Raw genomic sequence first — 22,442 nt, 5'->3', positions numbered from 1 at the left:
ATCCTTTAGAGTTAAGTTCTACATCAATTGCAGCCTTATAAAACGGATTGAAAACCGGATGGTTGCTCGGTCTTAATTCTTACGGCTTGCCATCCTGCCTGCAGAAAGCCAATTTAGGGCCGTTTTCCAATAACAAACAGAAAGCATGCAGCCCTTCTGGCCGATGCCCAGTTGTAACCTTTTCGTTTAGAAGGTGTTTTTGTTAAACTGGCGCTGAAACAGACTTTGCGGTAAAGGAACTATCAGGCAATCCTGGCGCCAGAACCATAATCAACTACAGAATGACCAACCACGATTTTATTACCCTGCAAGTAACCGATGGTACGCCCATGGAGGCTTACGTGGCGCTGCCCGAGGGAGCGGGCCCATTCCCGGCCATCATTGTTTTACAGGAGGCTTTCGGGGTGAATGGCCACATCAGAAGTATTGCGGATAGGCTTTGCGGGGAAGGGTACGCCGTCATCGCCCCTGATCTGTTTCACCGCACCGCCAGACGGGTGGAGATCAGCTACTCTGATTTCGCCTCGGCCATGCCGCACTACCAGGCCATCACCAAAGAAGGCCTGGCCGCCGATTTACAGGCTTCGTTTGACTGGCTCCAACAGCAACCTACTGTGCAGCCGGACAAGATTGGCAGCATTGGGTTTTGCCTGGGCGGACGGGTGTCTTTCATCGCCAATACGGTGCTGCCCCTGGCGGCGGCGGTGTCTTACTACGGCGGCGGGCTGGATACACTGGCGGGCGAGGCTAGTAAGCTGCATGGGCCGCACCTGTTTTTCTGGGGTGGTAGAGACGCCCACATTCCGCAGGAGAAGATTGACACCATCATCAACGCAGTGAAGGAAGCCGGCAAAGACTACATCAATACTGTGATCTCGTACGCAGACCATGGGTTCCACTGCGATGAACGCGCCAGTTACCACCCGCTGGCCGCCAAAGAAGCCTGGGCCACCACCCTTGCCTTTTTCGCCAATCGGCTGAAAGCCTGATATCCCCGGAGAAACCACTGTGAAATGGATTGGCGATGTACGCAGGCGTAAACCTTCAACTTGTAACCTTACCTTTACCCCATGGAGTTAAGACAAAGAATCATGAAATGGCTGTACCCGTTGATTATGCGGCTGTCCAAGTCAACCAAAAACGGGAAGATACTGGAGAACAGGCAGCAGGTGCCCGCAGCCCAGCCTTTCTATGGGTTGCAAGCCACGCTCAACAACGGCAGCGCGCTGGATTTCAGTCAGTTCAGAAACAAGAAGGTCTTGCTGGTGAACACGGCCTCCAACTGCGGGTACACCGGCCAGTACGAGGAATTGCAGCAGTTGCATGAAGAACAGAAAGATAATCTGGTCATTATCGGGTTCCCGGCCAATGATTTCAAGGAGCAGGAGAAAGACAATGATGCCGCCATCTCGCAGTTCTGTCAGGTGAACTTCGGGGTGACGTTTCCGCTGGCCAAGAAGAGCGTGGTGGTGAAGAATCCGGGGCAGAACCCGGTATATGACTGGCTGTCACACGCCCAGAAAAACGGCTGGAACGAGCACCAACCCGACTGGAATTTCAGCAAATACCTAATAGATGAGCAGGGCAACCTCACGCATTACTTCGGGCCGGCGGTGTCTCCGGTAGGCGAGGAGATCAAGGCCGCGCTCCGGCAGCAGCCAAAGAGCTAGATTGTAGCCTGGTTTATAGAAAACGCCCCCAAAACGCGAGAACATTGTGTATTAGGGGCGTTTTTCTTGAAAGTGCCTTATTGTGGGACTTCAGATCTGGTCGGTGTTGAATTTCTGGGCGGTTTCCTGCACTTGCTTCAGCACGTTGGTGAGCACGGGGCTGGTGTCTTCGCGGCGCCAGGTCACGTACAGGTTGGCTTTGTGCGGCAGGTTGATGAACCTTACATCGGGCGGCGCCCCGAAGGAATAAGAACTGGGCAAGATGGTGACGCCCAAACCACGGGCTACCAGGCTCAGAATCATGCCCCCGAAATCAGATTCAATGTACACGTTGGGCGTGAAGCCGTACTCCTTAAAAATCTGCCGCAGGCCTTTGACATACAAGGTCTGGTGGTGCAGGCCCGAGAGGATGAACTTCTCGTCTTTCACCTCCTGCAGCCCCTTGAAATTGTCCTGCCGCAACCGGTGGATCTGGGGCACCGCCAGGGCGAAATGCTCTGAATACAGGCTGATGGACTGCAGGGCGGGGTTCTCGGCGGGGTCTCTCCTGAAGGCCAGGTCCATCTGGTAATTGAGCAGCAGCTGTTCAAAGCTGATGTCGGTGGGCTCTACCAGTTCCACCTTCAGCTCGGGCAAGGTCTGCGCAATGCTGGAGATGAACTCGGGCAGGAAACCGTACGCCACTGATCCCGGGTACCCGATGGAGATAGACCCGTAGGCGCCCTCGTGAATCTTGCGGGCCTGCCGGTGCATGCGGTTGATCTCCTCCAGCAGGGGCAGCCACCGGTCGCGCAGGAAAACGCCGGCCTGGGTGAGCTTCACGTTCCGCTTGCTGCGCTCAAAAAGCTGCACGCCCAAATCCTCCTCCAGAGCCTTGATCTGCCGGCTCAGCGCCGACTGCGTGATGAACATTTTCTCGGCGGTATTCCAGAAATGGAGCTCCTGCGCCAGGGCCAGAAAATACTTTATTTGTTGCAGCTCCATGGCCCCTGATTTGGTTTATGCATTAGTCAACCCGATATTGGCATTTTTAGAACGGGGTGCCCGCCTTTCCTTTGCCTTAAAAACAAAGATAAGATGGTAACGCTCCCAAAATACATACAAGAAGCCATTGGTTGGACCGGGGCGCTTTTTTCCCTGTCGGCCTTTAGCCTCAATAGCCTCAACGTCATTGGCAGCCAGTCTGTGGAATATTTGTCCATGAACATGATTGGTTGCTTTTTCTTGATTATCTATGCGGTAAACAAGAACGCGCACGCCAGTTGGGTCTTGAACTCCATCTGGCTGCTCATGACGGCGGTGGCCCTGGTGAAAGCATATTTATCCTGATTTTGGGTAGGAGGCCAGAAAAGGAGATTCCTTTTTGCCTGCCTGAGAGGAGGGGACCCAGACCGCTTCTGTTTCCGCAGAAAGTGGTTTTAGATTTTTTTACGTAGATTAAGAGAATTTCTGACTCATTTTCATGGCCAGGGCATGAATCAGGAAATCAAAAAGGATGACTTACGAAGACTTAGTTGCAAGTGCCTGTAAATGGATTCTGACGGAGGGCAGTTGTGCCGCCGTTTTTAAAGAGTTTGCCGATGGAGAGGAAACCGGGCCGCGCCCGGATGTGATTGGGATTGGCTCTTTTGGCCGGAGTATTCTCCTGAAGGCCTACGTTTCAAGGGCAGATTTTGAAAAAGACGTGCAAAACAAAGCCTGGCAAACGCCCGGGCAAGAGATGGGCAGATACCGTTTCCTGTGTGTTCCCTTTAATGAAATACAGGAAACCGAGGTGCCGGCCAACTGGGGGCTCATCTATGTGAACGAAGCCAAACAGGCCACCTGCGTCCTGAATCCTTACAACCCCAATAACGGCGATTTCTGGCGCAACGGCTTTGAAGACCACCTGCTCTACGACCTCCTTACCCAGAATGACCAATTGTACGCCTCCTGCCGCCGGCTCCGCTACAAAGCGGTGATCCATTTTCAATAAGCAGTAGCTCCGCAAGCCTGGGCTGTCTTCCAAAGGAGATTAATTACCAGTTAATGGCGCCTTATGGGAATAAATAGGAACTAAACACACATTTAGAATAATTGAAAAAAGGACTTATTGCCGTAGGGTTATTAGCCACTCTGTCGCTACTCTTTGTATATGTTTTTAGGGCTAAAAGTCAGGATAATACCATAAACATAATTTCTGCAGAAGAGATAATATCAGCCCCATCATTAGACCCTTCAATAGTTGCGGTCTCTGATGAAGATGGAAACCTGGAGTATACCCGACAAGACACTGCAAGGGAGACCACAAAACAGGTAAACACTTCATTGAATGGGGTGGTATTCTACAAATTAGCACACGGCAAAAACAAAGGATACGTAAAGACAGAAGTTTTTAAGTATGATTACAGGAAGGAGAATTTTTATGTCACCTTCAGTAACGATACGGTATCTGCTTCAACACCATTTGTGGCATCTATAAATCTAAGTACAGTTGAAGGAGATAGTGCTTACGTAAGGATTAGTCATCCAGAAGAGTATAGTGTTGAAAAAGAGGAAGGCGAATTTGGGGTGAAGTTTGTATACAAGGCTAAATTGCCGCAACGTGGGGTTAATACTTTCGAGGGAAAAATAATCCTGCAAGAAAAGCCGTACCCAATTAGGTTCAATTACTATTTCAAATAGGAGTTGAGAACAAAGTAGTGCTAAAAACACCCATTAGGTAGCTTCGCCAGTGCTTACACTTACTTACCGGTATTTTAAGGTCCACGCTTCTAAAAAAGTCTTCCTATGGATACTAGTACAGCCTCCGGCATCAACGTGATCATCACCGGGGTAACCGGAATGGTAGGCGAAGGCGTGCTTTTTGAGTGCCTGCAGGAACCAGAGGTAGCGCAGGTGTTGGTGGTGAACAGGCGACCTTGCGGTGTAGTCCATCCCAAGCTGAAAGAGATCATCCACCAAAATTTTTTTGACCTTTCGCCCATTGAAAACCAGTTGGCCGGCTACCATGCATGTTTCTTCTGTTTGGGCGTATCATCTGTGGGAATGAAAGAAGCGGAGTACCGGCACCTTACCTATGACCTGACCCTGCATGCGGCGCAAACCCTGGCCCGGCAGAATCCCCAGATGGTTTTCTGCTACGTTTCAGGGGCGGGTACAGACAGCTCAGAAAAGGGAAGGTCCATGTGGGCCCGGGTCAAAGGAAAAACGGAGAACGACCTGCTAAAGCTGCCTTTCAAAAGCGTCTATAACTTCCGGCCTGCCTTTCTGGAGCCTACCCCGGGCATGAAAAACACTAGCAAATACTACAAATACATTGGCTGGCTGGCGCCGGCGGTAAGGGTCTTGGCACCCCATTACATTTCCACCCTCCGGGACCTGGGCAAAGCCATGATCTATGTAGCCACCAATGGCTACCAAAAACAAATCCTGGAGGTGATAGACATCAAGGTGCTGGCCAAAGCGTAAAAGGCCCGCTGACCGGCCGCATCTCCTCAAAAGTTTTCGCCTGTTTCTTCGCCTGGGCTGGGGTAATACTATCCAAATCTTTTACCTTTCATAAGCCGTAGTTGTCTTAACTTCCTTGATCTCCCTGAAAGATAAAATATAGGGCCGCAAGTTGTCCATCTGGCTGCGAAACACGTATAGCGGACATCTTCACCCGTTACCCCCTGGCGTTTGATACATGAATAACCAAACCTCCTCTGTTGCAGAGGGCACAGCCAAAGAACAAAGTCTGCCTTTTCGCCAGATTTTTGAGTCCCAGCCTGGGTTGCTTTTGATTCTTTCGCCTGACCTGCGGGTGCAGGCCGCCACAGACGTTTACCTGCGCGAAACGCTCACGGTAAGGGAAGAGATTATAGACAAGCATGTATTTGACGTTTTCCCGGATAACCCGGAGGTAACAGAGGCCTCATCTACCCAGAGCCTGAAAGCCTCCTTTGCGCAGGTGTTTGCGACGGGCAAGGCCCACAAAATGGACGTTTTCCGGTACGATATCCCAGACCCTGAGCACGAGGGCAAATTCCTGGAGCGCTACTGGCACACAGTCAACTCGGCGGTGCTGGATGACCAGGGCAACATCACCTGCATTATCCACGAGACCTTCAATGTAACAGAAAGGGAGAAGGCCAGGCTGCAACTAAAGGAAAGCCAGGAAAGGGAACAGCACGCCCTGGCCCACGCAGAGCTTCAGCGCACCCGGTTGGAGCGTCTGTTTGAGCAGGCACCCGCCGCACTGGCTATGCTGGAAGGCCCCGATCTTGTGTTCAAAGTATTCAATGAAAGCTACCAGCAGCTGTTTCCGGGCCGTAAACTCATGAACCTGCCTCTGTTTGAGGCCCTTCCCGAGCTGAAAGACCAACCCATTGAAGCCATTATCCGGCACGTGTATGACACCGGCGAGACGTTTGAAGGAAAGGAGGTGCTCATTCCGGTGGCGCGCTTCGCCGATAAGGAACCCGAAGATATTTACTGGGATTTCATTTACCAGGCGCTGTATGATGCCCAGGGAAAGATAAACGGCGTGCTGATCTTCGCGCTGGACATGACGGAGGTGGTTCTCTCAAGGCGGCAATTGGAGAAGAACGCAGAGGCCTTGCAGGCCCTGAACCAGGAACTGGAGGCCCGCGTAGAGCGGCGCACCAAAGCCCTGCAAATAGCCCAGTCAATAGCCGAGAAGCAGAAACAACGCCTGGAGCGCCTCTTCACCGATGCCCCGGCGGCCATCTGCATTCTGGAAGGGCCTGAGCTGGTGTTTGAACTGGTGAACCCCATCTATCAGCAACTGTTTCCCGGCCGAGAGCTTCTGGGCAAGTCCATTCTGGAGGCTTTGCCAGAGATTGAGCACAATGATGTATATCGGACCCTCCGCGAGGTGTATGAAACCGGCAAAACCCACGAGGAAGAGGGAATGCACATACCGCTGGCCCGACCCGGCGACGGCGTTCTGGAGGACAGGTACTTTAAATACATCCAGCAGGCGCGCTACAATGAGCACGGCCTCATAGACGGCATTCTGGTGCTGGCCTTTGAGGTGACTGAGCAGATTGAAGCCCGCCGGGCAGTGGAGGCCGGCGCCCGGCAACTGCAGCTCATCACAGATTCATTGCCGGTGCTCATTGGGTACCTTGACAAGGACCAGGTCTATCGCTTTACAAACAAGGCCTATGAAACCTGGTTCCCTAATAAACCGGGGGGCTTTCTGGGGCGCAGTGTTTTAGAGGTGATTGGCGAAAAAGCCTACCAAAACGTGAAAGGCTACATTGATAGAGCCCTGGCCGGTGAGCGGCTGGACTTTGAGGCCGAAATGCCTTACCGCAACGATTTCACGAAACACATCCAGACCAGTTACGTGCCGGATATCCGGGATGGGGTGGTCCAAGGTTTCTATACCCTGGTCACCGACGTCACCGAGCGGGTGGAAGCCCGCCGGGCGCTGGAGAAAAGCGAGCAGGAAGCCAAAGCCATCGCCGAGGAACTGGCCACCGCCAACGAAGACCTGCAGGCCACAAACCAGCAGCTGCTCCACACCAACTCAGACCTGGACAACTTCATCTACACGGCCTCCCATGACCTGCGGGCACCTATCTCCAACATTGAGATGCTTATGGGCGAGTTGCTGCTGGAATTGCCACCTGAAAGCCTGGAGCTGGAAGAGGTAGGCAACATTCTGGGCATGATGAAAGGGTCCATTGAACGCTTCAAGAAAACCATCAATAACCTCACCGAGATCACCCGGCTGCAGAAAGACCATATCACAGAGGCCAAAGTGGTGAACCTGGAGGACTTGGTGAAGGAAGTTATCCTGGACCTGGACCAGAATATCCAGAAAGCAGGGGCGCAGATCCAAACCTCGGTAATAAGCTGCACCCACGTTACTTTCTCAGAGAAGAACCTGCGCAGCATCATCTATAACCTGCTCTCCAACGCCATTAAATACCGCCACCCAGACCGCATTCCCCAGGTGATGGTAAGCTGCCATCTAACGGCTGAATACATGGTGCTTAAGGTGCAGGACAACGGCTTGGGCCTGGGACCTGCCCAGCAAAAGCAGCTGTTCTCCATGTTCCGCCGTTTCCATGACCACGTGGAAGGCTCTGGTGTGGGGCTGTACATGGTGAAACGCATTGTGGACAATGCCGGTGGCAAGATTGAGGTGGAAAGCAACTTGGGCGAGGGCACTACCTTCAAAGTCTACCTCAAGAATCCGCTTTACAGGAAGTAGGTTTTACCCGCGGCAGCCTGTTTGGGGCTTATTTTTACAATAATAGGCCCTAAATACGTTTTCAGAGGAAAAAACACAACTTTCAGGAAGGCTGAGCGGTAATGAGTACCTTGCGGCATACTGAAGGACCAGCGCCGCTGGAGATTTTTTACTTATGGATTTTTCAAACATTAAGCTGGTGGCCACCGACATGGACGGCACCCTGCTAGACCCCCATCATAACCTTAGCGAGGATTTTTACCCGGTTTACCAAGCCCTGAAAGAAAAGGGCATTCTGTTCGCCGCCGCCAGCGGCCGGCAGTACTACAACCTGGTGAACCTGTTTACCCCCATCAAAGACGAAATCATTTTCCTGGCTGAGAATGGCAGTTACGTAGTGTACCAGGGCCAGGAACTGCTGGTGCAGGCCATGGACCACGGCATCACCAAACAGCTTCTGCAAAAAGCCAGAACCATTCCCGGCGTGTACATCGTGCTCTGCGGAAAGAAATCTGCCTACGTGGAAAACACCAGTCCTGAGTTCATGGACCAGGTGAACCTGTACTATGATGCCGTAGAAGTGGTGGAAGACCTGCTGGCCGTGGAAGATGACCAGTTCCTGAAGATCGCGCTTTGTGACCTGGCCGGGGCCGAGGGCAACAGCAACACGTATTTCCAGGAGGAAAGGGCCCATCTGCAGGTCACCGTCTCCGGTAAGATCTGGCTGGACATCTGCGACAAACAAGCGAACAAAGGCCGCGGCATGGAGGTGATTCAGCAGAAGTACAACATCACGCCGGAGCAAACCATGGTCTTCGGGGATTACCTCAACGACCTGAAGATGATGGAGAAAGCCTATTTCAGCTACGCCATGGAGAACGCCCACCCAGAGATAAAGGAAGTATCAAGGTTCAGGGCTAAAAGCAACAGCCAGAACGGGGTGGTTGAGGTCCTGCAGCAACTGGTGGGCGCCACCGTGTAAACCAGGGTTTGTCTACAGGGAAAAAGAGGAAAGTGCTTATTGCTTCCTTTTTCGCCTCGTTTTTGTGAAAACAGCCGTAAAATACCTTAGTGACTTACCTTAATTTTTAGTGTGATGGCAAATACCATGGATGAACCCTTGATGCAAGCGGTTGAAGAGGCGGTTTCTAAACGGAAATTCCTGAAGATCCAGTACCGCACCGACCTGAACGAATACCTGTCTGTTACCTCTATGATCAAGAAAGTGGAGGAAAAGAACGGAGCCCAGTATCTGGAGCTGGTCAACGGGGAGGAAATCAGGTTTGACAATCTGGTGAAAGTGGGCGACGTGGCCTCAGACGAGTACAACAGCCGTGATTTCACCTGTGACTGTTAAGCCCGTGATTTGAAATCCAGCATTGAGATTCTGCAGTTTTTTAACCCAATTCCAGTTCAGGGGCGTTTCCTGCAAAATGGCCTTAAAATAAAAAAGGAGGTGCCAGAACTGGTGCCTCCTTTTTCTTTCTCATCAGATTGTTGCGCACTTTAGCGGGTCAAGGGTGACCGGATGTACCCTCTTCTGCTGTTATCCACGCTCCATACCCCGGAGCCTGCCGCGGCAATGTACAGGAACACGAAACAGTACAGAACCGCTAGCTCGCCTTGGTTAACGATAGGCAAAGGGTTTTGGGCCGCATGGGCCATGAAATAGGCCACCGCCATGAGACCGGCGGCAATGAAAGCGGCCCAGCTGGTGAGTAAACCAATCGCGATCATAATGCCCGCCACCAGTTCAATAATACCGGCCACGCCCATCATAGAGGCAATATCCGCAGCAGGTTTGTCGCCCGGAAAACCGAATAGCTTTTGCGTTCCGTGCATCGCAAACATGAGCCCGGCCACAATGCGCAGGAGCGCATAGGCCTGAGGTGCGTATCTTCCTATTGTTCTGTCCATAGCTTGTTAACTCTTAATAAATGCGCTTTTATGTAAAATATTGATAAACAGCCCAGATACTTAGGTTTACGAGCTTCGACTAACATAGTTTTGGAGGAATATAACGGCCTGTCCCTAACGGAATGTGGGTAGAAAGAGGCTCCTTTTTATTTTTGTTTTAGGTCCAAGAGCTGTCACTGGCAACTTGTAAAAATTTAGGTGTTATTCCCTGGAAAACCTCGGTTACAGATGGGTCTGCAGGTGCCCAAGGATAGAAAAAGGTCAATCTGCCATGGGCTGAAAAAGGAAAATCCTGACGCTGACCATTCATAGCTTTTGAAGGCATTTTCAGGCCGGAATCAGAATTTTAGTAGAAGTCAAATCAGTGCGCAGGGCTACTCAGGAATGGTGACTTCTTTGCTTTCCCTAATGTCTTCCGAGGAGCTGCCCACCATGATCTTGAACGTGCCCGGCTCCACGGTCCACTTCAAGCCTGTTTTCTGTAAAACGGGCCCAATTCGATTTTAGGTGAGAGAAGCTGAATGACCAGAAAAATCACTCGGTTACTTTCTTTACAATGATGTGTCCCTCCAGGTGCGCGATATGCAGGCAGGGAACATAATCATGGCTGTGCTGTGGTTTACCGGCTGCATTATAATGGGAACAGGGAATTTGGTCCTGGCCATGGGCGCTGTGCGTGCAATCCACATTTTCGCGGACAAAAGAGGAGAGATAGTAAAAGTGCTGCTCCAGGGCGTTGATTCTGTCTTTGCGGGACAGGTGCTGCAGGTCTTCCTTTTCGGTGTTTTTGAGGTAGTGCAGCATGGCCAGCACAATGGATTTGTCTTGCTCATACAGCGTCTCAACGGCGTATAGGTCTGCCCCGGTTTCCATGTCCTGGTTCAGTTGCAGCATATTCAAATGGTCTTGGTGGCGCAGCTTCTTTTTGTTCACGTGGTTGCGGTAGATGTGCCCGTACTCATGGGCCTGGAAGTAAGCGGTCACAAATGGTCCCACTTCTATGGCCAACTCGGGGTTGTATTCAATCACATAAGATTTCAGGCTGTCACTGTAATTAGCCATGGCCAGGTCCTTGAGCTTAGGATTGGGAATCAGCGGTACGGGCGGCATCCAGTGCTGTGCGAAGGCACTCTCAAGAGATAAAAATAACAGAAAACCGAGGCAAAGGAGAAAGTAGGGGAACTTCATATATTCAATTTTTTATATAGAAATAAGCTTATCCTTGAACATAACCAAAAAGTAGTAGAACTCAAATATGCATCGGGTGACCCCACTGCCAAACTGCCCAAAATATAAGTGTGATTCACCTCTGAAATTTTGGGCGCGTCTTCTGAAATTAAGGCTATAAACAAGGCAGGTGGCGCAACGGCCCCAACTATTTCAATACTTATTTAACAAAAACTGCTCAGAATTTAGCAAATCTTCCGGGTTAGCATACTTTCAATTATATTAATGGATTAAAAGAATTCTGATAGAGTAGACTCCTTAGGAGGATAGTTAAAATAAATATTTATGAACAGGCGTACTGTTGTCAAAGGTTTGCTGCTGTTTACGGGAGGGCTGGTGCTGGCACCGTCCTGCGTGATGGAGACCAGCAAAGCCTCTATCCGGTTGAGAAACCTGGATATCTCCGGCGAGGACGAGAAACTGATGGGCGAACTGGTGGAAACCATCCTGCCCACTACTGATACGCCCGGCGGCAAAACCCTGGGCCTGCACCGCTTCACCCTGAAGATGGTAGATGACCTGAGAGGCGAGAAGGACCAGAAGGCCTTCATGGCCGGGCTGGACGGTTTCAAGAAACTGGCCAAAAAGCAGGTAGGGAGTTCTTTTGTGGAGGCCAGCCCCCAAAAACGCCAGGAACTGGTCTCGGCCGTGAACGCCGGAAAAGCCCCCGAGGACGTAGTCGCTTTCTACAGAATGGTCAAAGACCACACCATTACCGGCTACCTCAACTCAGAACTGGTCATGACCAAACTGCGGGTCTATGAACTGGTGCCGGGCCGGTACAACGCATATTTCCCAGTAAAGACAAAACAGCAAAGCTAACCATGGCCAATCTGAATGTAGACAGTGTAAAGCAGCGCACCTTTGACGCCATCGTGATCGGGTCTGGGATGAGCGGCGGATGGGCGGCGAAGGAATTCACCGGCAAGGGCCTGAAAACGCTGGTGCTGGAGCGCGGCCGCGATGTGAAGCACATCAAGGATTACCCCACCACCAACATGATGCCCTACGAATTTGAGCACCGGGGGGAGCTGACCGCTGAAATGAGGGAAAAGAACCCGGTGGTGAGCCGCTGCTACGCGTTCCGCGAAGACGCCATGCACTTCTTCGTGAAAGACACGGAGCAGCCATACGTGCAGGAAAAGCCCTTTGACTGGATCAGGGGCCAGCAGGTGGGCGGCAAGTCACTGTTGTGGGCCCGGCAGACGCAGCGCTGGAGCGACCTTGATTTTGAAGGTCCCGCCCGCGACGGTTATGCCGTGGACTGGCCTATCCGCTACAAAGACCTGGCGCCGTGGTACAGCTACGTGGAGAAATTCGCGGGTATCTCCGGCAATAACGATGGCCTGGCGGAACTGCCCGACGGCGAGTTTCTGCCCGCCTATCCGCTGAACAGCGTGGAAGACTACTTCAAAAAGCAACTCAAAAGCCATTACGGCAACCGCCACGTGATCAGTGCCCGCTGTGCGCATCTGTCCAAGCCCAACCAGATCCATCTGGACCAGGGCCGGGCGCAGTGCATGAACCGGGTGATATGCCAGCGCGGCTGTCCTTTTGGGGGGTACTTCAGCAGCAATTCCTCCACTATTCCGTGGGCCGAGCGCACGGGGCTCATGACCCTGCTGCCGCACTCAGTAGTGCAGGAGGTAATTTATGACGATAAGGCGGGTAAAGCCACCGGCGTGCGTGTGATCAATGCCCAGACGAAGGAAACCACCGAGTATTACGCACCGGTGATTTTCGTGAATGCCTCGGCGTTTAGCACAAACCAGATACTGTTGAACTCCACCTCAGATCGGTTCCCCAACGGGCTGGGCAACGACAGCGGGTTGCTGGGCAAGTACGTGGCCTTCCATAACTACCGCGCCAGGATCACCGCCGAGTACGAAGGCTTCCAAGAGTACGCCACCGATGGCCGTAACCCTGCGGGCGGCGGCTACATCCCGCGCTTCCGGAACCTGCACAAGCAAGAAACCGACTTCCTGCGCGGATATGCCGCCGGTTTCCGGGCCGACCGTGGGCAGGAATCAGATACGTCTGGTTTCGGGGTAGATTTGAAAAAACAGCTTCTAAACCCTTCCTGGGGCATCTGGAAAGTAGGCTCTCACATGATGGGCGAAACCATTCCCAAAGCCGAAAGCCAGTTGAGCCTGAGCAAGACCCGGAAAGACGACTGGGGCATCCCGCTCCTGAACATCAACCTGGACTACGATGCCAACGACAACAAAATGGTAGCCGATTACCATGCCCAGATGGAGGAGATGTTCACCAAAGCCGGCTTCACCAACATCAAGAAAACCGATTCGCACCAGGCCCCGGGACTAGACATCCACGAGATGGGCGGCGTACGCATGGGCCACGACCCTAAGACCTCGTTGCTGAACAGATACAACCAACTGCATGCCTGTCCCAACGTCTACGTAACCGATGGCGCCTGCATGACTTCCACCTCTACCCAAAACCCATCGCTCACCTACATGGCCCTCACCGCCCGCGCCGTGGATCATGCCGTAAGTGAAATGAAAAAGCAGAATATCTAACCTGCTAAAGGAGGGCTAATGCTTAAACTGAATCGGCCCTGTTTTCTCAAAACAGGGCCGATTCAGTTTAGCAGGTAAGGGGACCGTTACGGTGCTTGGACCATTTTACTGTTTAATGGTACCTCAAAACCCCACCCTCAATAGTGGAGCTGTTATTTCGCTTTTACAGTGTCCCTATTTACGACAAATGCTTTTGCTACTTCTTCTTTTTAAAACCACGTTTCTTTAAAAGAGAGCCACTTACGGCTTGAGATCGTTTGTGTCCTAAGTGATAGAGGCCTTTAAGAGAAAAGGAGAGAAGCTGGTCATTGGTTTTTAACAGATTATTGCCACTGGGCCGATTGTCCAGGTAATCTGAAAAAGGCATGGTGAGGACCGCCTCAGTGGCCAAGCTTATCTGGTCTGTGAGCCGCAGCCTGAGGCCGCCCCCCAGAGGTACAACCAAAGTGAGATCGGGGTATTCAGTGGCCGGATCCGCTGATTGTTCATCATTGTAAGAACTGGCTTGGTAACTCATAAAGCCCACGCCGCCTCTCAGGTAAGGAACTAGGATAATGCCTCTCCTGAAAGACTTGGAATATAGCCTGGCCAGCGACGCTCTTGTGGCCAGAAGCATTACCCCAGAAAGGGAAGTGGTTACCATCTCAGAGCAAAAAGAGCAGCCTTCCTGAGGCCTTTTGCCTCTCACCGAAATGTAGTCTAAGCTTAACAGGCCACCTACGTAAGGTGTAAACTGGTACATGCCCCCAACGCTACCGCTATAACCGTACCCATTGATCTTTATCTTTTCAATCAAGCCCACCTTTCCGGCCTCGTAATCACTGTCCATGAGGGTGATTCCACCGCCCGCAATAAGGGAGAATTTCTTGGCCTCTCTGAAAACGTGCTTCATGTTCTGTTTGAGCACCGGAACATCAGACGGCTGGCCCTGGGCCATGAGCGGACCCGCGTGGAAAAGGTAGAGAACGGCCATCAGGAGTAGGACCCGGCCATGGAAATCTGTTAGGGAGTTGGTTGCCCGCTGAAAGAGGGTTGCCCTATGATTTGAGGCATGCCTTGTTTTGGATAGTCGCCGAAGAAACGGAACATAGGCCCTGATCGAAATTTTGATCATGTAGAAGCATAAAAGCGCTTTTTATCTCACCACTGCCACTAGTTGCCCGGCATCCCAAAGAGCACGTCAACTCAGAAGCATCCACCAATTGCATGTTTGTAGACCCTGAAAATGAGTCTACACTGCGGAAGCGCCAATTCCCGGGAGAGCTTTGCCCAAGGAGGAAACTGGTTAATTGTATTCGTTTGCATTTTGCTTATAAATTACTAAAATTATTTTATATAGTATAACCAAAAGCTAAACCTGCCCAGGGATACACATGCTTGGGGTTAATAGAGTTATAATCTTTTTTGAAGGCGATCAGCGGGGTGAAGCCTGCTTTGAAAAACAAGCCGCCGCCGCTTTTCTGGTATCTGTAGCCTATTCGGGCAGTGGGAGCAACAGAAGACCAGTTGTCCTTGCCAGACTCCTCCTGGTAATCCTTGTAGAATGGGGTTGCCCCAGCTCCTATTTCTAACTTGTGGTTGCTCTTGCCAACCAGCAAAGACAACTCCAGCGGAACAGCGTAGAAGTGGTTGTCTGTGTTCTCAAACACTCCGGTGTCACGTAAGTAGGAGCCCCCAATGCGTCCGGCCAAGCCCCAGTTTGGTTTCTTGACCAGAAGCCGGTCATAGTTGAGGGAGTATAGGAAGCTGTTTCCCCCAATTTCAAAAAAGATGGTGTTTTTCCTGATCGGGTTGGGGGTGTCCTGCGCATAAACAGAATTCCCAGCAAGGAGAAGGAGGAGGGCTAAAATGTTTTTCATGTATGATGGTTTGGTCAGGTAATCCCTGGCGGTACAGGTCCCTTTGATAGCTGGGAATTTTGGTTTGAGGCTGATTTTTGAAATAATGCACCTAAACGCCCATAGAATATCTCTCTGGGTGAAGAACCTGCCTAAATAAATGCAGCAGGACCGTTCCTAGGATTGCCCGTAAGCAGCCTAAGAACGCCTGCGCAGTTTTCTTTTATTTTATGGTGTGGAACAGGCGGTTCCACCGAATTTTATCTGTGAAATTGGCGCTGGAATCTGATGACATCCAGACCAGGACGGCTTTGCCCACCACGTATTCCTCGGGAACGAAGCCCCAGAACCGGGAGTCGAGGGAGTTGTGGCGGTTGTCGCCCATCATGAAGTAGTAGTTCTGTTTGAAGGTGTAGTGGGTGAGTTCTTTCCCGTTCTGGTAAGCCCGTCCGCCTTTAATCTCTAAGCCTGGGTTGTGCTCGTAGACCCGCATGATTTTCTCATACAGCGGAAGCGTCTGCGGGGTGATGGGCACGGTAGCGCCGGCTTTGGGAATGTACAGCGGCCCGAAATTATCCTGGTTCCAGGCGTAGGTGGCCGGAGCCTGGGGGAAAACCGAAGGGTCTGTTACCTCCGGCGGCGTCTCCAGCGAGGTCACCTCCTTGATGAAATCAAAGGAGCGGAGTTCCTGGGCGGTTTGGGGCAAGGTATGAACCACGTAGCCACCCTGCGCCGGGTATACATCCGTGATGCCGTGTTTCCTGAAAAACTTCTCCTGCACATACCCATCGGTTTTAAGGAAGTAGCTGAACTGCAGTTTGCCAGGGATATGGGTAAGCTTGCCATTGAGGTACACCTGCTTTTGCTTCATCTGGAGGGTATCTCCGGCCACCCCTATGCAGCGTTTGATAAGGTAGGTTTTCAGGTCTACGGGGCGTTCCACTTCCTCCGGATGGTTGAATACCACAGGGTCATTGTGTTTGATATGGGTAAAGCCGGGCAAACGGTAATAAGGCAGTTGCACCAGGTCTGAGAAGGAATTGAGATTGGTGCCCCAGATGGTTTGGTGGGTCAGGGGCACCTGCAGCGGCGTCATGGGCGCGCGCGAGCCGTAGTGCAGCTTACTCACAAAAAGGTAATCGCCGGTGAGCAGCGACTGTTCCATGGACGAGCTGGGGATGGCAAAGGCCTCAAAGGTGAGCCACCTGATGAGCGTGGCGCATACCACCGCGAACATGGCCGCATCGGCCCATTCACGCAAGAACGATTTTTTCTTTTTGGGCGAAGAGGGTTTCTCCTTCTTTCCCCAGAATTTAACAGCCATAGAGCAAAGTGGTTACCTGGAAACCAGAATATAGAATAAAACTATGTTTCCTTGGTTTTATTGTGTTCCTTCTTACCTAAATCCTAGCTTTGCAGAGGGCCGATTAAACAGAATCCCTTTGGGGAATAGCAGCCAAAGACTGATTTTTCTGCTGTTTTTACCAAATCAGCAGAAAAGCCGCTTTGTGGATCTGGCTTCGGTTCCCAAGGCCTGTGTTTCTCTTGGATTCCGGAGACGTCATTGCTTTGTGCTTTCCATCCTAAAATAATCTCTCGTTATGAAGACAACCGTATTCCTGCTTTTCTTTCTGGTGGCTTTCTCGTGCTCAGATAAGACCGGGGCAGAAGAAGATAAGGCCCAACTGTTGAAACTGCATGCCCAGCAACGCCAGGCCCACTTTGCCAAAGACGCCAAGGCCATGTTCGCTAGGTCTTCCCCGGATATGATCAGTGTAAATGCCGGTAAAATCCACATGAGCTCTGGCCAATCAGATACAGAAGTCTTCCAGAACTACTTCAACTCAGTGGAGTTCAAGAAATGGGACGATGTGAAGCCGCCCATCATCCGGTTTTCTGAGGACCGTTCGCTGGCCTATGCCGTAGTGGACAAACTGGTGGTCCTGACCACGAAAGACAGTACGGGCCGGAACATTGAGGAAACCACCCACTATGCCTGGGTCTCTATTTACCGGAAGCAGAAAAACGGTGATTGGAAACTGGAGTGCATAGCCTCTACCAATGAGCCGGAGAAAGTGGTTCCATTATAGACTAAGGTTTAGGCCTGTTTATAAAATAGGAGCCTCAAAACAACCGCTTCTTTTATTAAGGCATCGGCTGCTTTGAGGCTTTGATGGGGTTTATTTGGAGGCTTGCGAAAGCGCTAATAGGCTGAGCTGCTGTTCCAAATATCTTTCTGGATTTTCCATTCGCCGGACTCTTTTTTCCAGACTACCATGTTTTTCCCTTCGTCCATGATACGTCCGCCGTCGCCTTGCAGGGTGAAATGGCCCAGTTCAATGGCGGTATTGTCTAGCAGTTCCACGTCAATGGTTTCCAGGTGGCACTCTTTCATGCCGGCATCCATGGCGCCTTGCCAATACTGCCTGATAGCATCCTGGCCCCGCACAATGTCGCTGCCGGAGGGGAGCAGCATACCGTCCTGGGTGTAGAGGGCGGCCACCCCCGCGGCGTCTCCTTTGGCGAAGGCACTCTCAAAATCTCGGCACAGGGTTTTAATCTCATCGGTGATGTCTGGGTGGACTGTTTGCATAGATTTCCGTTTTTTTGTGGTAAAATGAACTTAGAGGCAATCATCCGGGAGTTGCGCAGAGGCCACGTGGTCTGAACCTAGCCTTGTCTTACTCCCCGCCGGGGTGTCCAGAGATACTTGTAAACGGTTCCCGGCAGCCAGGTGGAAGTAGCAGCTACCGTGGAAGGAAAGTGAAATACGGTAAGCAGTTGTTGACGCAAGCGCCCGGGGTGCCCTCTGTTTCTAATCTGTTTTACCAGAAATACCCTAGAAACAGAACCTCGGGTCGCCTAAAGGCACAAACCTTTATCTACTCCCCAGGGTTAGAGAAACGCTAAATCCTTTGGAAAAAGGAAGATATAAATAATAAATCAGGTAACAAGGTATACGGCACTGGTATGAAACTTAGGCACCAGATTCATGAAAGAAGATAATTTTCTGAATAGTCTCCTTAGTGTTTAGGGCCTGGTTTTAGAAAAACAGGGCGTAAATACCCCAGCTCCCGCAGCGCACTATGCCTCTGGCCTGTAATTTTCCTCAAGAAGGATTGAGGTTTCTACAGGTAGGAGGCATGGTGCGCTTGCGCAGACTTCTGCTCTGCAACCAGGCGGGTGGCCCAAGAAGATTCCAAGCCTAAGCCAGTACCTCAAAGAAGCTTCGTTTCCCAATCTTGATCTTGAGCGGGAGACTTTCAGGTCCAAGGAGATTATGCGAATCAGTGGCTTTTTCACCGTTCACGGTCACGCTGCCCGCCTCAATCAACCGCCGGAGGTTAGTCTTGCTTTCCTCGGGTCTCAGTTCCTTACACACTTCCAGCAAACTGAAGCTGTCCAGGCTTTTGAGCGGGAGCGCGGCCAGCGAAACCTGGATGAATTCCTTTTCCTCGAAGCGCTTGTTCTGAAACTGGTTATGGAAAAAGGCCAGGGCCTGCTCTGCGGCCTCGGCGCTATGGTATTGCTGTACCACGTTCACCCCAATCTTCTTTTTCAGCACCATAGGGTTTTCGCCCTGCTTCAATTGGGAGAGTAACTGCTGCTTTTGGGCCGGGCTGAAATCCGTGACCAGGTGCAGGTACTCGGGCAAGAGGGCATCGGGGATGGACATGATCTTCCCGAACATCTCCTGCGGCGCGTCTGTCAACCCGATGATGTTGTGATCTGATTTGCTCATCTTAGCCGAGCCGTCTACGCCTTTGAGCAGCGGCATGCATAACACCGCCTGCCCAGGACCTCCCACACTTTCTTGTAACTGACGACCCATGGAGCAATTGAACAGCTGGTCGGTGCCGCCCATCTCAATATCGGCGTGGATCTGGGTAGAGTCAAATCCCTGCAAAAGCGGGTACGCCAACTCATGCAGCGAGATAGGCAGACCTTTCTCAAAGCGGTTGTTGAAATCGGTGCGCTGCATGATCTGGGCCAGGGTCACCTGCGAGAGCAGTTGGATGGTGTGGGTCATGTCCATGGTGCCCAGCCACTCAGAGTTGTAGCGGATCTGGCATTTGCTTACGTCCAGTATTTTAGACAACTGGTTCACGTAAGTCTGGGCATTACGCTGTACCTGCTCGGCACTCAGCGGCGGGCGCGACTTGTTCTTGCCCGTGGGATCCCCTATGCGGGCAGTAAAGTCCCCGATGATGATGACGATGGTATGCTCCAGGTCCTGAAACTGCCGCAACTTCTTTAAAACCACGGCGTGGCCCAGGTGCAGGTCTGGCGCGGTAGGGTCAAAGCCCAGCTTGATAATGAGTTTGCGGTTCTCTTTCTGGGCCAAAGCCAGCTTTTCTTCCAGGGCATGGTCTGGCAAGAAGATCTCTACGTTTTCTTTTAACAGGGATAATTGGTCTACAGTGGTCATGTGCTTTATAGTTTTAAGTGAAAAATTGGTAGCGCACAGGGCCGGACCGGGCAGGGTAAAAAACAAAAAAGCCCAGGTCCGTGAACCTGGGCTTTTGTATGATTAGGTAAATCTGTTCCAAATCAAGAATAGCAATCCCAGGCTACGACTATTGGGTAATAGGTAGAATAGGCTGCGTAAGGGTAGAAAGATTGCTGGTGAAGCGTCATTTCTGTATTCTGAATTTCCGGTAAAGGAAAAAGCTTTTGGCCGGAATCGCAAATTTTGTTTTGGGGCTTTTTTTGAGAAAAGAGGTTTAAAGTTCTAACTCTGTAAATATGCCAGCAGCAGGAAGATGCCGTATATCCAGCTGTTGTACAAAAAGGTATATACTAACCCGTACCGCACGCTTTTAAAGAAATGGCCTCTGGTCTGGGGGCTGTGCCGAAACACCAATCGGAGGGCGCGGTAGAAAATCCAGTACAACATGGCCATGAACATGCCCACTGCCACTAGTAGTACTTCGCCAAAGAACCAAAGCACAAAAGCGAGCACTAAGCCGGCCACGCTCCAAGCTAATATGCCAAGCAGAATTGCCCCGCAGCCTTCTGCCTCGCCCAGATCTCCCAATTCAAAACCTCCACAGCTGCTTGAAGCGTCAGAAGGAATACTGCTTGAAGCGTTAGAACCACCGCTGCTAGGGAAGGAGGTGAAGATGTCTGTTCCTTCTATAAAACTGCTGTTCCCTTGGTCCTTGCCTTTTTTAGCCCGGAAGGGGAGTTTATCAGCTAGACTGCCCATGGTATTTCTGAGTTTCACACCCCGGTACAGGCCCGTGGTTACAAACGCAAAGAACCCGATAGACAGCAGCGTGGTAGACCAAAGCGAGTTTTGGAAAAACGTGTGATGCCTGCCCAGGCCAAAGGTATAGACCCCTAGGATAGTTAAGCCTAACACCCAAACGGTAAGAACTAAGACAGTGCCAGATTGGAGAAGCGGGCGAGTGGCCATGGTCTGTTTATGGAATTTTGTTATTGGTTTTCTTCTCCCTTTTCCGCGTCCTGTTCATACGCCAGGCGCATGTAGTGTAACACTTCCTCATTGATGTCTTCTGGCTGATAAAGTCTTAACCAGTGATTGGTTAGCTTTTCGCCTATATGTCCAATTTTATGGAAGCACAGCGTATCAGCATAAACCTTGTTAAGCGGAATGTAAATGTCTATAAAGTTTCTACCCAGTTTGTAAATCATACAGAAGCGGGTGTTCTTGGCCAGCGAGATCATGGTCTTGGCCGGGTGAATCTTAAAATCCCCGATGGTGCGGTACTGTGCCAGAAAATGGTGGTACAGCCCTACGGTCACGGCAGACTTACCGCGCAGGAAATCGGCCTCGGTTTTGTCCAGACAGGAGTGGGTCTGGTTGGCGCGCAGTAAAGACTGGGTGCAGGTGGGGCAGGTCCACATAGAAGAAAGACGTTTGAGCCCCAATTACCGGAAAACAGGCCGGAAACACAACGATCAGTTAATTGATTACTATGGCGGGCTTTGAAAGCGCAAGACCATAAGAACGGTTTTAGCCTTATTTTCTAAAAGCAACGTTCAAACGGATAACTCTGCTGATACAGGAAAGCAATTAAAGTTGAATGTTCATTAGTGGCAGGGTCAGTCCGTAAACCGGGCCTGAACCAGGGAAGCATCGAGAGTTGGGCAGAAATGCCGTTCTAGGTTTTGGGCCTTTTTTTAGAAAGAAAGCCTTAAAACAGCAGCCTCCAGAGTTTTCAGGAAGGTTTGCTGTTTCAAGGCTTTCATGAAGTATTATGGTGAAGTTTGCGCCGGTGCTAAGAGGCCGGATTGCTGTTCCATATGTCTTTCTGGAGCTTCCAGTCGCCCGCTTCTTTTTTCCAGACCACCAGGTATTTGCCTCGGTCAAGCGCTTGGCTGCCATCTCCCAGTAAGGTGTAGTAGCCCATCTCTATGGCGGTATTGTCCACTTGTTCTACATCAAAGGTATCCAGACGGCATGCTTTTATACCCGCATCTATGGCGCCTTGCCAGAACTGCCTGATGCCTTCTTTGCCCCGTACTATGTCGCTGCCCGAAGGTAGTATCACGCCATTTTGGGTATAGAGGGAGGCTATGCCGGCGGCGTCTCCTCTGGCAAAGGCGTTTTCAAATTCACGACATTGGGTTTTGATCTCATCGGTGATGGTTGATTCAGCTGTTTGCATAAGTTTCTGGTTTTTGAGGATGGTGAGAAAACTTAGAATCAGTAATCCGGGAGCAGCGCAGAGCCCGCCTGTCTTGTGGCCGATGCAATACTCCCCACCGGGGTGTTCTGGGTGAGCCTGAGAGATTACCGACAGCTGCGGGAAAGTGATAGCCGCCGTTGTGGGGAATGAGAATGCAGAAACAGTACTTGCCAGAAGCGTCATAGAAGCAGTGCGTTTCCGGGCAGATTTGAGGAAAACAGGCCTGAAATACAGCCCATATCCGCTGCATGGGCACCAGTTGTCATTTGTCTGGCAGTGGTAAATTGTTCTTCTACAGGAAGGTATAAATAAATCGGGTAATAAGGAAAGGTCAATGACCTGAAAGAAGATGGAAAAAGGAAATACCCTAGCGTACGCTCGTGCATTTCCTTTTAGTTTGTTGCCTG

23 protein-coding genes are annotated in these 22,442 nt (G+C 51.2%); 12 read left to right on the top strand and 11 right to left on the bottom strand.

What is annotated here, in order from left to right; translation table 11 throughout:
* Positions 1-281: 281 nt before the first annotated feature.
* Both J3P35_RS17320 and J3P35_RS17315 read left to right on the top strand, forming a co-directional pair.
* Positions 282-989, top strand: coding sequence for a dienelactone hydrolase family protein (locus tag J3P35_RS17320; protein WP_210465934.1), 708 nt, complete (start codon positions 282-284; stop codon positions 987-989).
* Between the two features lie 81 nt (positions 990-1,070).
* Positions 1,071-1,670 carry a glutathione peroxidase gene (locus J3P35_RS17315; protein WP_210465933.1) on the top strand — a complete coding sequence of 200 codons (600 nt, stop codon included), beginning with the start codon at positions 1,071-1,073 and terminating at the stop codon, positions 1,668-1,670.
* Between the two features lie 90 nt (positions 1,671-1,760).
* Here J3P35_RS17315 and J3P35_RS17310 read toward each other — a convergent pair whose 3' ends face one another.
* Positions 1,761-2,654, bottom strand: coding sequence for a LysR family transcriptional regulator (locus tag J3P35_RS17310; protein WP_210465932.1), 894 nt, complete (start codon positions 2,652-2,654; stop codon positions 1,761-1,763).
* Between the two features lie 93 nt (positions 2,655-2,747).
* On the opposite strand from J3P35_RS17310, the gene J3P35_RS17305 reads away from it, so the two are divergent.
* The 7 genes from J3P35_RS17305 (at position 2,748) to J3P35_RS17275 (ending at position 9,214) form a co-directional block, all read left to right on the top strand.
* On the top strand, positions 2,748-2,999 hold the full coding sequence (locus J3P35_RS17305) for a CBU_0592 family membrane protein (RefSeq protein ID WP_210465931.1): 252 nt from the start codon (positions 2,748-2,750) through the stop codon (positions 2,997-2,999).
* A gap of 166 nt (positions 3,000-3,165) precedes the next feature.
* A complete protein-coding gene (locus tag J3P35_RS17300; protein ID WP_210465930.1) occupies positions 3,166-3,645 on the top strand; it encodes a hypothetical protein in 480 nt (159 codons plus the stop codon).
* A 101-nt stretch (positions 3,646-3,746) separates the two neighbouring features.
* Positions 3,747-4,334: a hypothetical protein gene (locus tag J3P35_RS17295; protein WP_210465929.1), complete on the top strand. Its 588-nt coding sequence runs from the start codon at positions 3,747-3,749 to the stop codon at positions 4,332-4,334.
* 105 nt (positions 4,335-4,439) lie between these two features.
* Positions 4,440-5,120 carry a Rossmann-fold NAD(P)-binding domain-containing protein gene (locus J3P35_RS17290; protein ID WP_210465928.1) on the top strand — a complete coding sequence of 227 codons (681 nt, stop codon included), beginning with the start codon at positions 4,440-4,442 and terminating at the stop codon, positions 5,118-5,120.
* A gap of 217 nt (positions 5,121-5,337) precedes the next feature.
* Positions 5,338-7,878, top strand: a complete 2,541-nt coding sequence (locus J3P35_RS17285) for a PAS domain-containing sensor histidine kinase (RefSeq protein WP_210465927.1) — start codon at positions 5,338-5,340, stop codon at positions 7,876-7,878.
* 154 nt (positions 7,879-8,032) lie between these two features.
* Positions 8,033-8,839, top strand: coding sequence for a Cof-type HAD-IIB family hydrolase (locus J3P35_RS17280; RefSeq protein WP_210465926.1), 807 nt, complete (start codon positions 8,033-8,035; stop codon positions 8,837-8,839).
* A gap of 126 nt (positions 8,840-8,965) precedes the next feature.
* Positions 8,966-9,214 carry a hypothetical protein gene (locus tag J3P35_RS17275; RefSeq protein WP_210465925.1) on the top strand — a complete coding sequence of 83 codons (249 nt, stop codon included), beginning with the start codon at positions 8,966-8,968 and terminating at the stop codon, positions 9,212-9,214.
* A gap of 149 nt (positions 9,215-9,363) precedes the next feature.
* Here the strand turns inward: J3P35_RS17275 and J3P35_RS17270 are convergent, their stop codons facing one another.
* Both J3P35_RS17270 and J3P35_RS17265 read right to left on the bottom strand, forming a co-directional pair.
* A complete protein-coding gene (locus tag J3P35_RS17270; RefSeq protein WP_210465924.1) occupies positions 9,364-9,774 on the bottom strand; it encodes a DoxX family protein in 411 nt (136 codons plus the stop codon).
* A 534-nt stretch (positions 9,775-10,308) separates the two neighbouring features.
* Positions 10,309-10,962, bottom strand: coding sequence for a M48 family metalloprotease (locus J3P35_RS17265; protein ID WP_210465923.1), 654 nt, complete (start codon positions 10,960-10,962; stop codon positions 10,309-10,311).
* Between the two features lie 324 nt (positions 10,963-11,286).
* Between J3P35_RS17265 and J3P35_RS17260 the strand changes: the two genes are divergently transcribed.
* Positions 11,287-11,823 (top strand): gluconate 2-dehydrogenase subunit 3 family protein, encoded by a 537-nt coding sequence (locus J3P35_RS17260; RefSeq protein ID WP_210465922.1) that lies wholly within the window; start codon positions 11,287-11,289, stop codon positions 11,821-11,823.
* Between the two features lie 2 nt (positions 11,824-11,825).
* Positions 11,826-13,541 carry a GMC oxidoreductase gene (locus J3P35_RS17255; RefSeq protein ID WP_210465921.1) on the top strand — a complete coding sequence of 572 codons (1,716 nt, stop codon included), beginning with the start codon at positions 11,826-11,828 and terminating at the stop codon, positions 13,539-13,541.
* A gap of 196 nt (positions 13,542-13,737) precedes the next feature.
* Here J3P35_RS17255 and J3P35_RS17250 read toward each other — a convergent pair whose 3' ends face one another.
* The 3 genes from J3P35_RS17250 to lepB all read right to left on the bottom strand — a co-directional run bounded on the left by J3P35_RS17250 (position 13,738) and on the right by lepB (position 16,703).
* Entirely contained in the window at positions 13,738-14,514 is a 777-nt protein-coding gene (locus J3P35_RS17250) for a DUF6089 family protein (protein WP_210465920.1), read from the bottom strand.
* Positions 14,515-14,872: 358 nt separating this feature from the next.
* A complete protein-coding gene (locus tag J3P35_RS17245; RefSeq protein WP_210465919.1) occupies positions 14,873-15,400 on the bottom strand; it encodes a hypothetical protein in 528 nt (175 codons plus the stop codon).
* Between the two features lie 202 nt (positions 15,401-15,602).
* Positions 15,603-16,703, bottom strand: a complete 1,101-nt coding sequence (lepB, locus tag J3P35_RS17240; RefSeq protein WP_210465918.1) for a signal peptidase I — start codon at positions 16,701-16,703, stop codon at positions 15,603-15,605.
* A gap of 277 nt (positions 16,704-16,980) precedes the next feature.
* Between lepB and J3P35_RS17235 the strand changes: the two genes are divergently transcribed.
* On the top strand, positions 16,981-17,469 hold the full coding sequence (locus J3P35_RS17235) for a YybH family protein (protein WP_210465917.1): 489 nt from the start codon (positions 16,981-16,983) through the stop codon (positions 17,467-17,469).
* 113 nt (positions 17,470-17,582) lie between these two features.
* On the opposite strand, the gene J3P35_RS17230 is transcribed toward J3P35_RS17235, so the two are convergent.
* From J3P35_RS17230 to J3P35_RS17210, 5 genes are all read right to left on the bottom strand, one after another.
* Positions 17,583-17,972: a YybH family protein gene (locus J3P35_RS17230; protein WP_210465916.1), complete on the bottom strand. Its 390-nt coding sequence runs from the start codon at positions 17,970-17,972 to the stop codon at positions 17,583-17,585.
* A gap of 612 nt (positions 17,973-18,584) precedes the next feature.
* Positions 18,585-19,808 (bottom strand): tyrosine--tRNA ligase, encoded by a 1,224-nt coding sequence (tyrS, locus tag J3P35_RS17225; protein ID WP_210465915.1) that lies wholly within the window; start codon positions 19,806-19,808, stop codon positions 18,585-18,587.
* A gap of 303 nt (positions 19,809-20,111) precedes the next feature.
* On the bottom strand, positions 20,112-20,798 hold the full coding sequence (locus J3P35_RS17220; RefSeq protein ID WP_210465914.1) for a hypothetical protein: 687 nt from the start codon (positions 20,796-20,798) through the stop codon (positions 20,112-20,114).
* Between the two features lie 20 nt (positions 20,799-20,818).
* On the bottom strand, positions 20,819-21,250 hold the full coding sequence (locus J3P35_RS17215; RefSeq protein WP_210465913.1) for a DUF5655 domain-containing protein: 432 nt from the start codon (positions 21,248-21,250) through the stop codon (positions 20,819-20,821).
* Positions 21,251-21,624: 374 nt separating this feature from the next.
* Entirely contained in the window at positions 21,625-22,014 is a 390-nt protein-coding gene (locus J3P35_RS17210; protein WP_210465912.1) for a YybH family protein, read from the bottom strand.
* Positions 22,015-22,442: the final 428 nt, after the last annotated feature.

It is taken from the genome of Rufibacter roseolus, assembly GCF_017916365.1.
In the GTDB taxonomy this organism is placed as follows: Bacteria; Bacteroidota; Bacteroidia; order Cytophagales; family Hymenobacteraceae; genus Nibribacter; species Nibribacter roseolus.
Note: the sequence above shows the minus strand (reverse complement) of the source record. Positions and strands in the feature narration are given on the sequence as shown.

Coding starts and splice junctions, on each gene's coding strand:
- J3P35_RS17245 (WP_210465919.1), bottom strand. CDS start 15,400: ATGAAAAACATTTTAGCCCTCCTCCTTCTCCTTGCTGGGAATTCTGTT.
- J3P35_RS17215 (WP_210465913.1), bottom strand. CDS start 21,250: ATGTGGACCTGCCCCACCTGCACCCAGTCTTTACTGCGCGCCAACCAG.
- J3P35_RS17235 (WP_210465917.1), top strand. CDS start 16,981: ATGAAGACAACCGTATTCCTGCTTTTCTTTCTGGTGGCTTTCTCGTGC.
- J3P35_RS17285 (WP_210465927.1), top strand. CDS start 5,338: ATGAATAACCAAACCTCCTCTGTTGCAGAGGGCACAGCCAAAGAACAA.
- J3P35_RS17265 (WP_210465923.1), bottom strand. CDS start 10,962: ATGAAGTTCCCCTACTTTCTCCTTTGCCTCGGTTTTCTGTTATTTTTA.
- J3P35_RS17230 (WP_210465916.1), bottom strand. CDS start 17,972: ATGCAAACAGTCCACCCAGACATCACCGATGAGATTAAAACCCTGTGC.
- J3P35_RS17290 (WP_210465928.1), top strand. CDS start 4,440: ATGGATACTAGTACAGCCTCCGGCATCAACGTGATCATCACCGGGGTA.
- J3P35_RS17305 (WP_210465931.1), top strand. CDS start 2,748: ATGGTAACGCTCCCAAAATACATACAAGAAGCCATTGGTTGGACCGGG.
- J3P35_RS17275 (WP_210465925.1), top strand. CDS start 8,966: ATGGATGAACCCTTGATGCAAGCGGTTGAAGAGGCGGTTTCTAAACGG.
- J3P35_RS17280 (WP_210465926.1), top strand. CDS start 8,033: ATGGATTTTTCAAACATTAAGCTGGTGGCCACCGACATGGACGGCACC.
- J3P35_RS17260 (WP_210465922.1), top strand. CDS start 11,287: ATGAACAGGCGTACTGTTGTCAAAGGTTTGCTGCTGTTTACGGGAGGG.
- J3P35_RS17320 (WP_210465934.1), top strand. CDS start 282: ATGACCAACCACGATTTTATTACCCTGCAAGTAACCGATGGTACGCCC.
- J3P35_RS17270 (WP_210465924.1), bottom strand. CDS start 9,774: ATGGACAGAACAATAGGAAGATACGCACCTCAGGCCTATGCGCTCCTG.
- J3P35_RS17220 (WP_210465914.1), bottom strand. CDS start 20,798: ATGGCCACTCGCCCGCTTCTCCAATCTGGCACTGTCTTAGTTCTTACC.
- J3P35_RS17255 (WP_210465921.1), top strand. CDS start 11,826: ATGGCCAATCTGAATGTAGACAGTGTAAAGCAGCGCACCTTTGACGCC.
- J3P35_RS17310 (WP_210465932.1), bottom strand. CDS start 2,654: ATGGAGCTGCAACAAATAAAGTATTTTCTGGCCCTGGCGCAGGAGCTC.
- J3P35_RS17210 (WP_210465912.1), bottom strand. CDS start 22,014: ATGCAAACAGCTGAATCAACCATCACCGATGAGATCAAAACCCAATGT.
- J3P35_RS17300 (WP_210465930.1), top strand. CDS start 3,166: ATGACTTACGAAGACTTAGTTGCAAGTGCCTGTAAATGGATTCTGACG.
- J3P35_RS17250 (WP_210465920.1), bottom strand. CDS start 14,514: ATGGCCGTTCTCTACCTTTTCCACGCGGGTCCGCTCATGGCCCAGGGC.
- J3P35_RS17315 (WP_210465933.1), top strand. CDS start 1,071: ATGGAGTTAAGACAAAGAATCATGAAATGGCTGTACCCGTTGATTATG.
- tyrS (WP_210465915.1), bottom strand. CDS start 19,808: ATGACCACTGTAGACCAATTATCCCTGTTAAAAGAAAACGTAGAGATC.
- lepB (WP_210465918.1), bottom strand. CDS start 16,703: ATGGCTGTTAAATTCTGGGGAAAGAAGGAGAAACCCTCTTCGCCCAAA.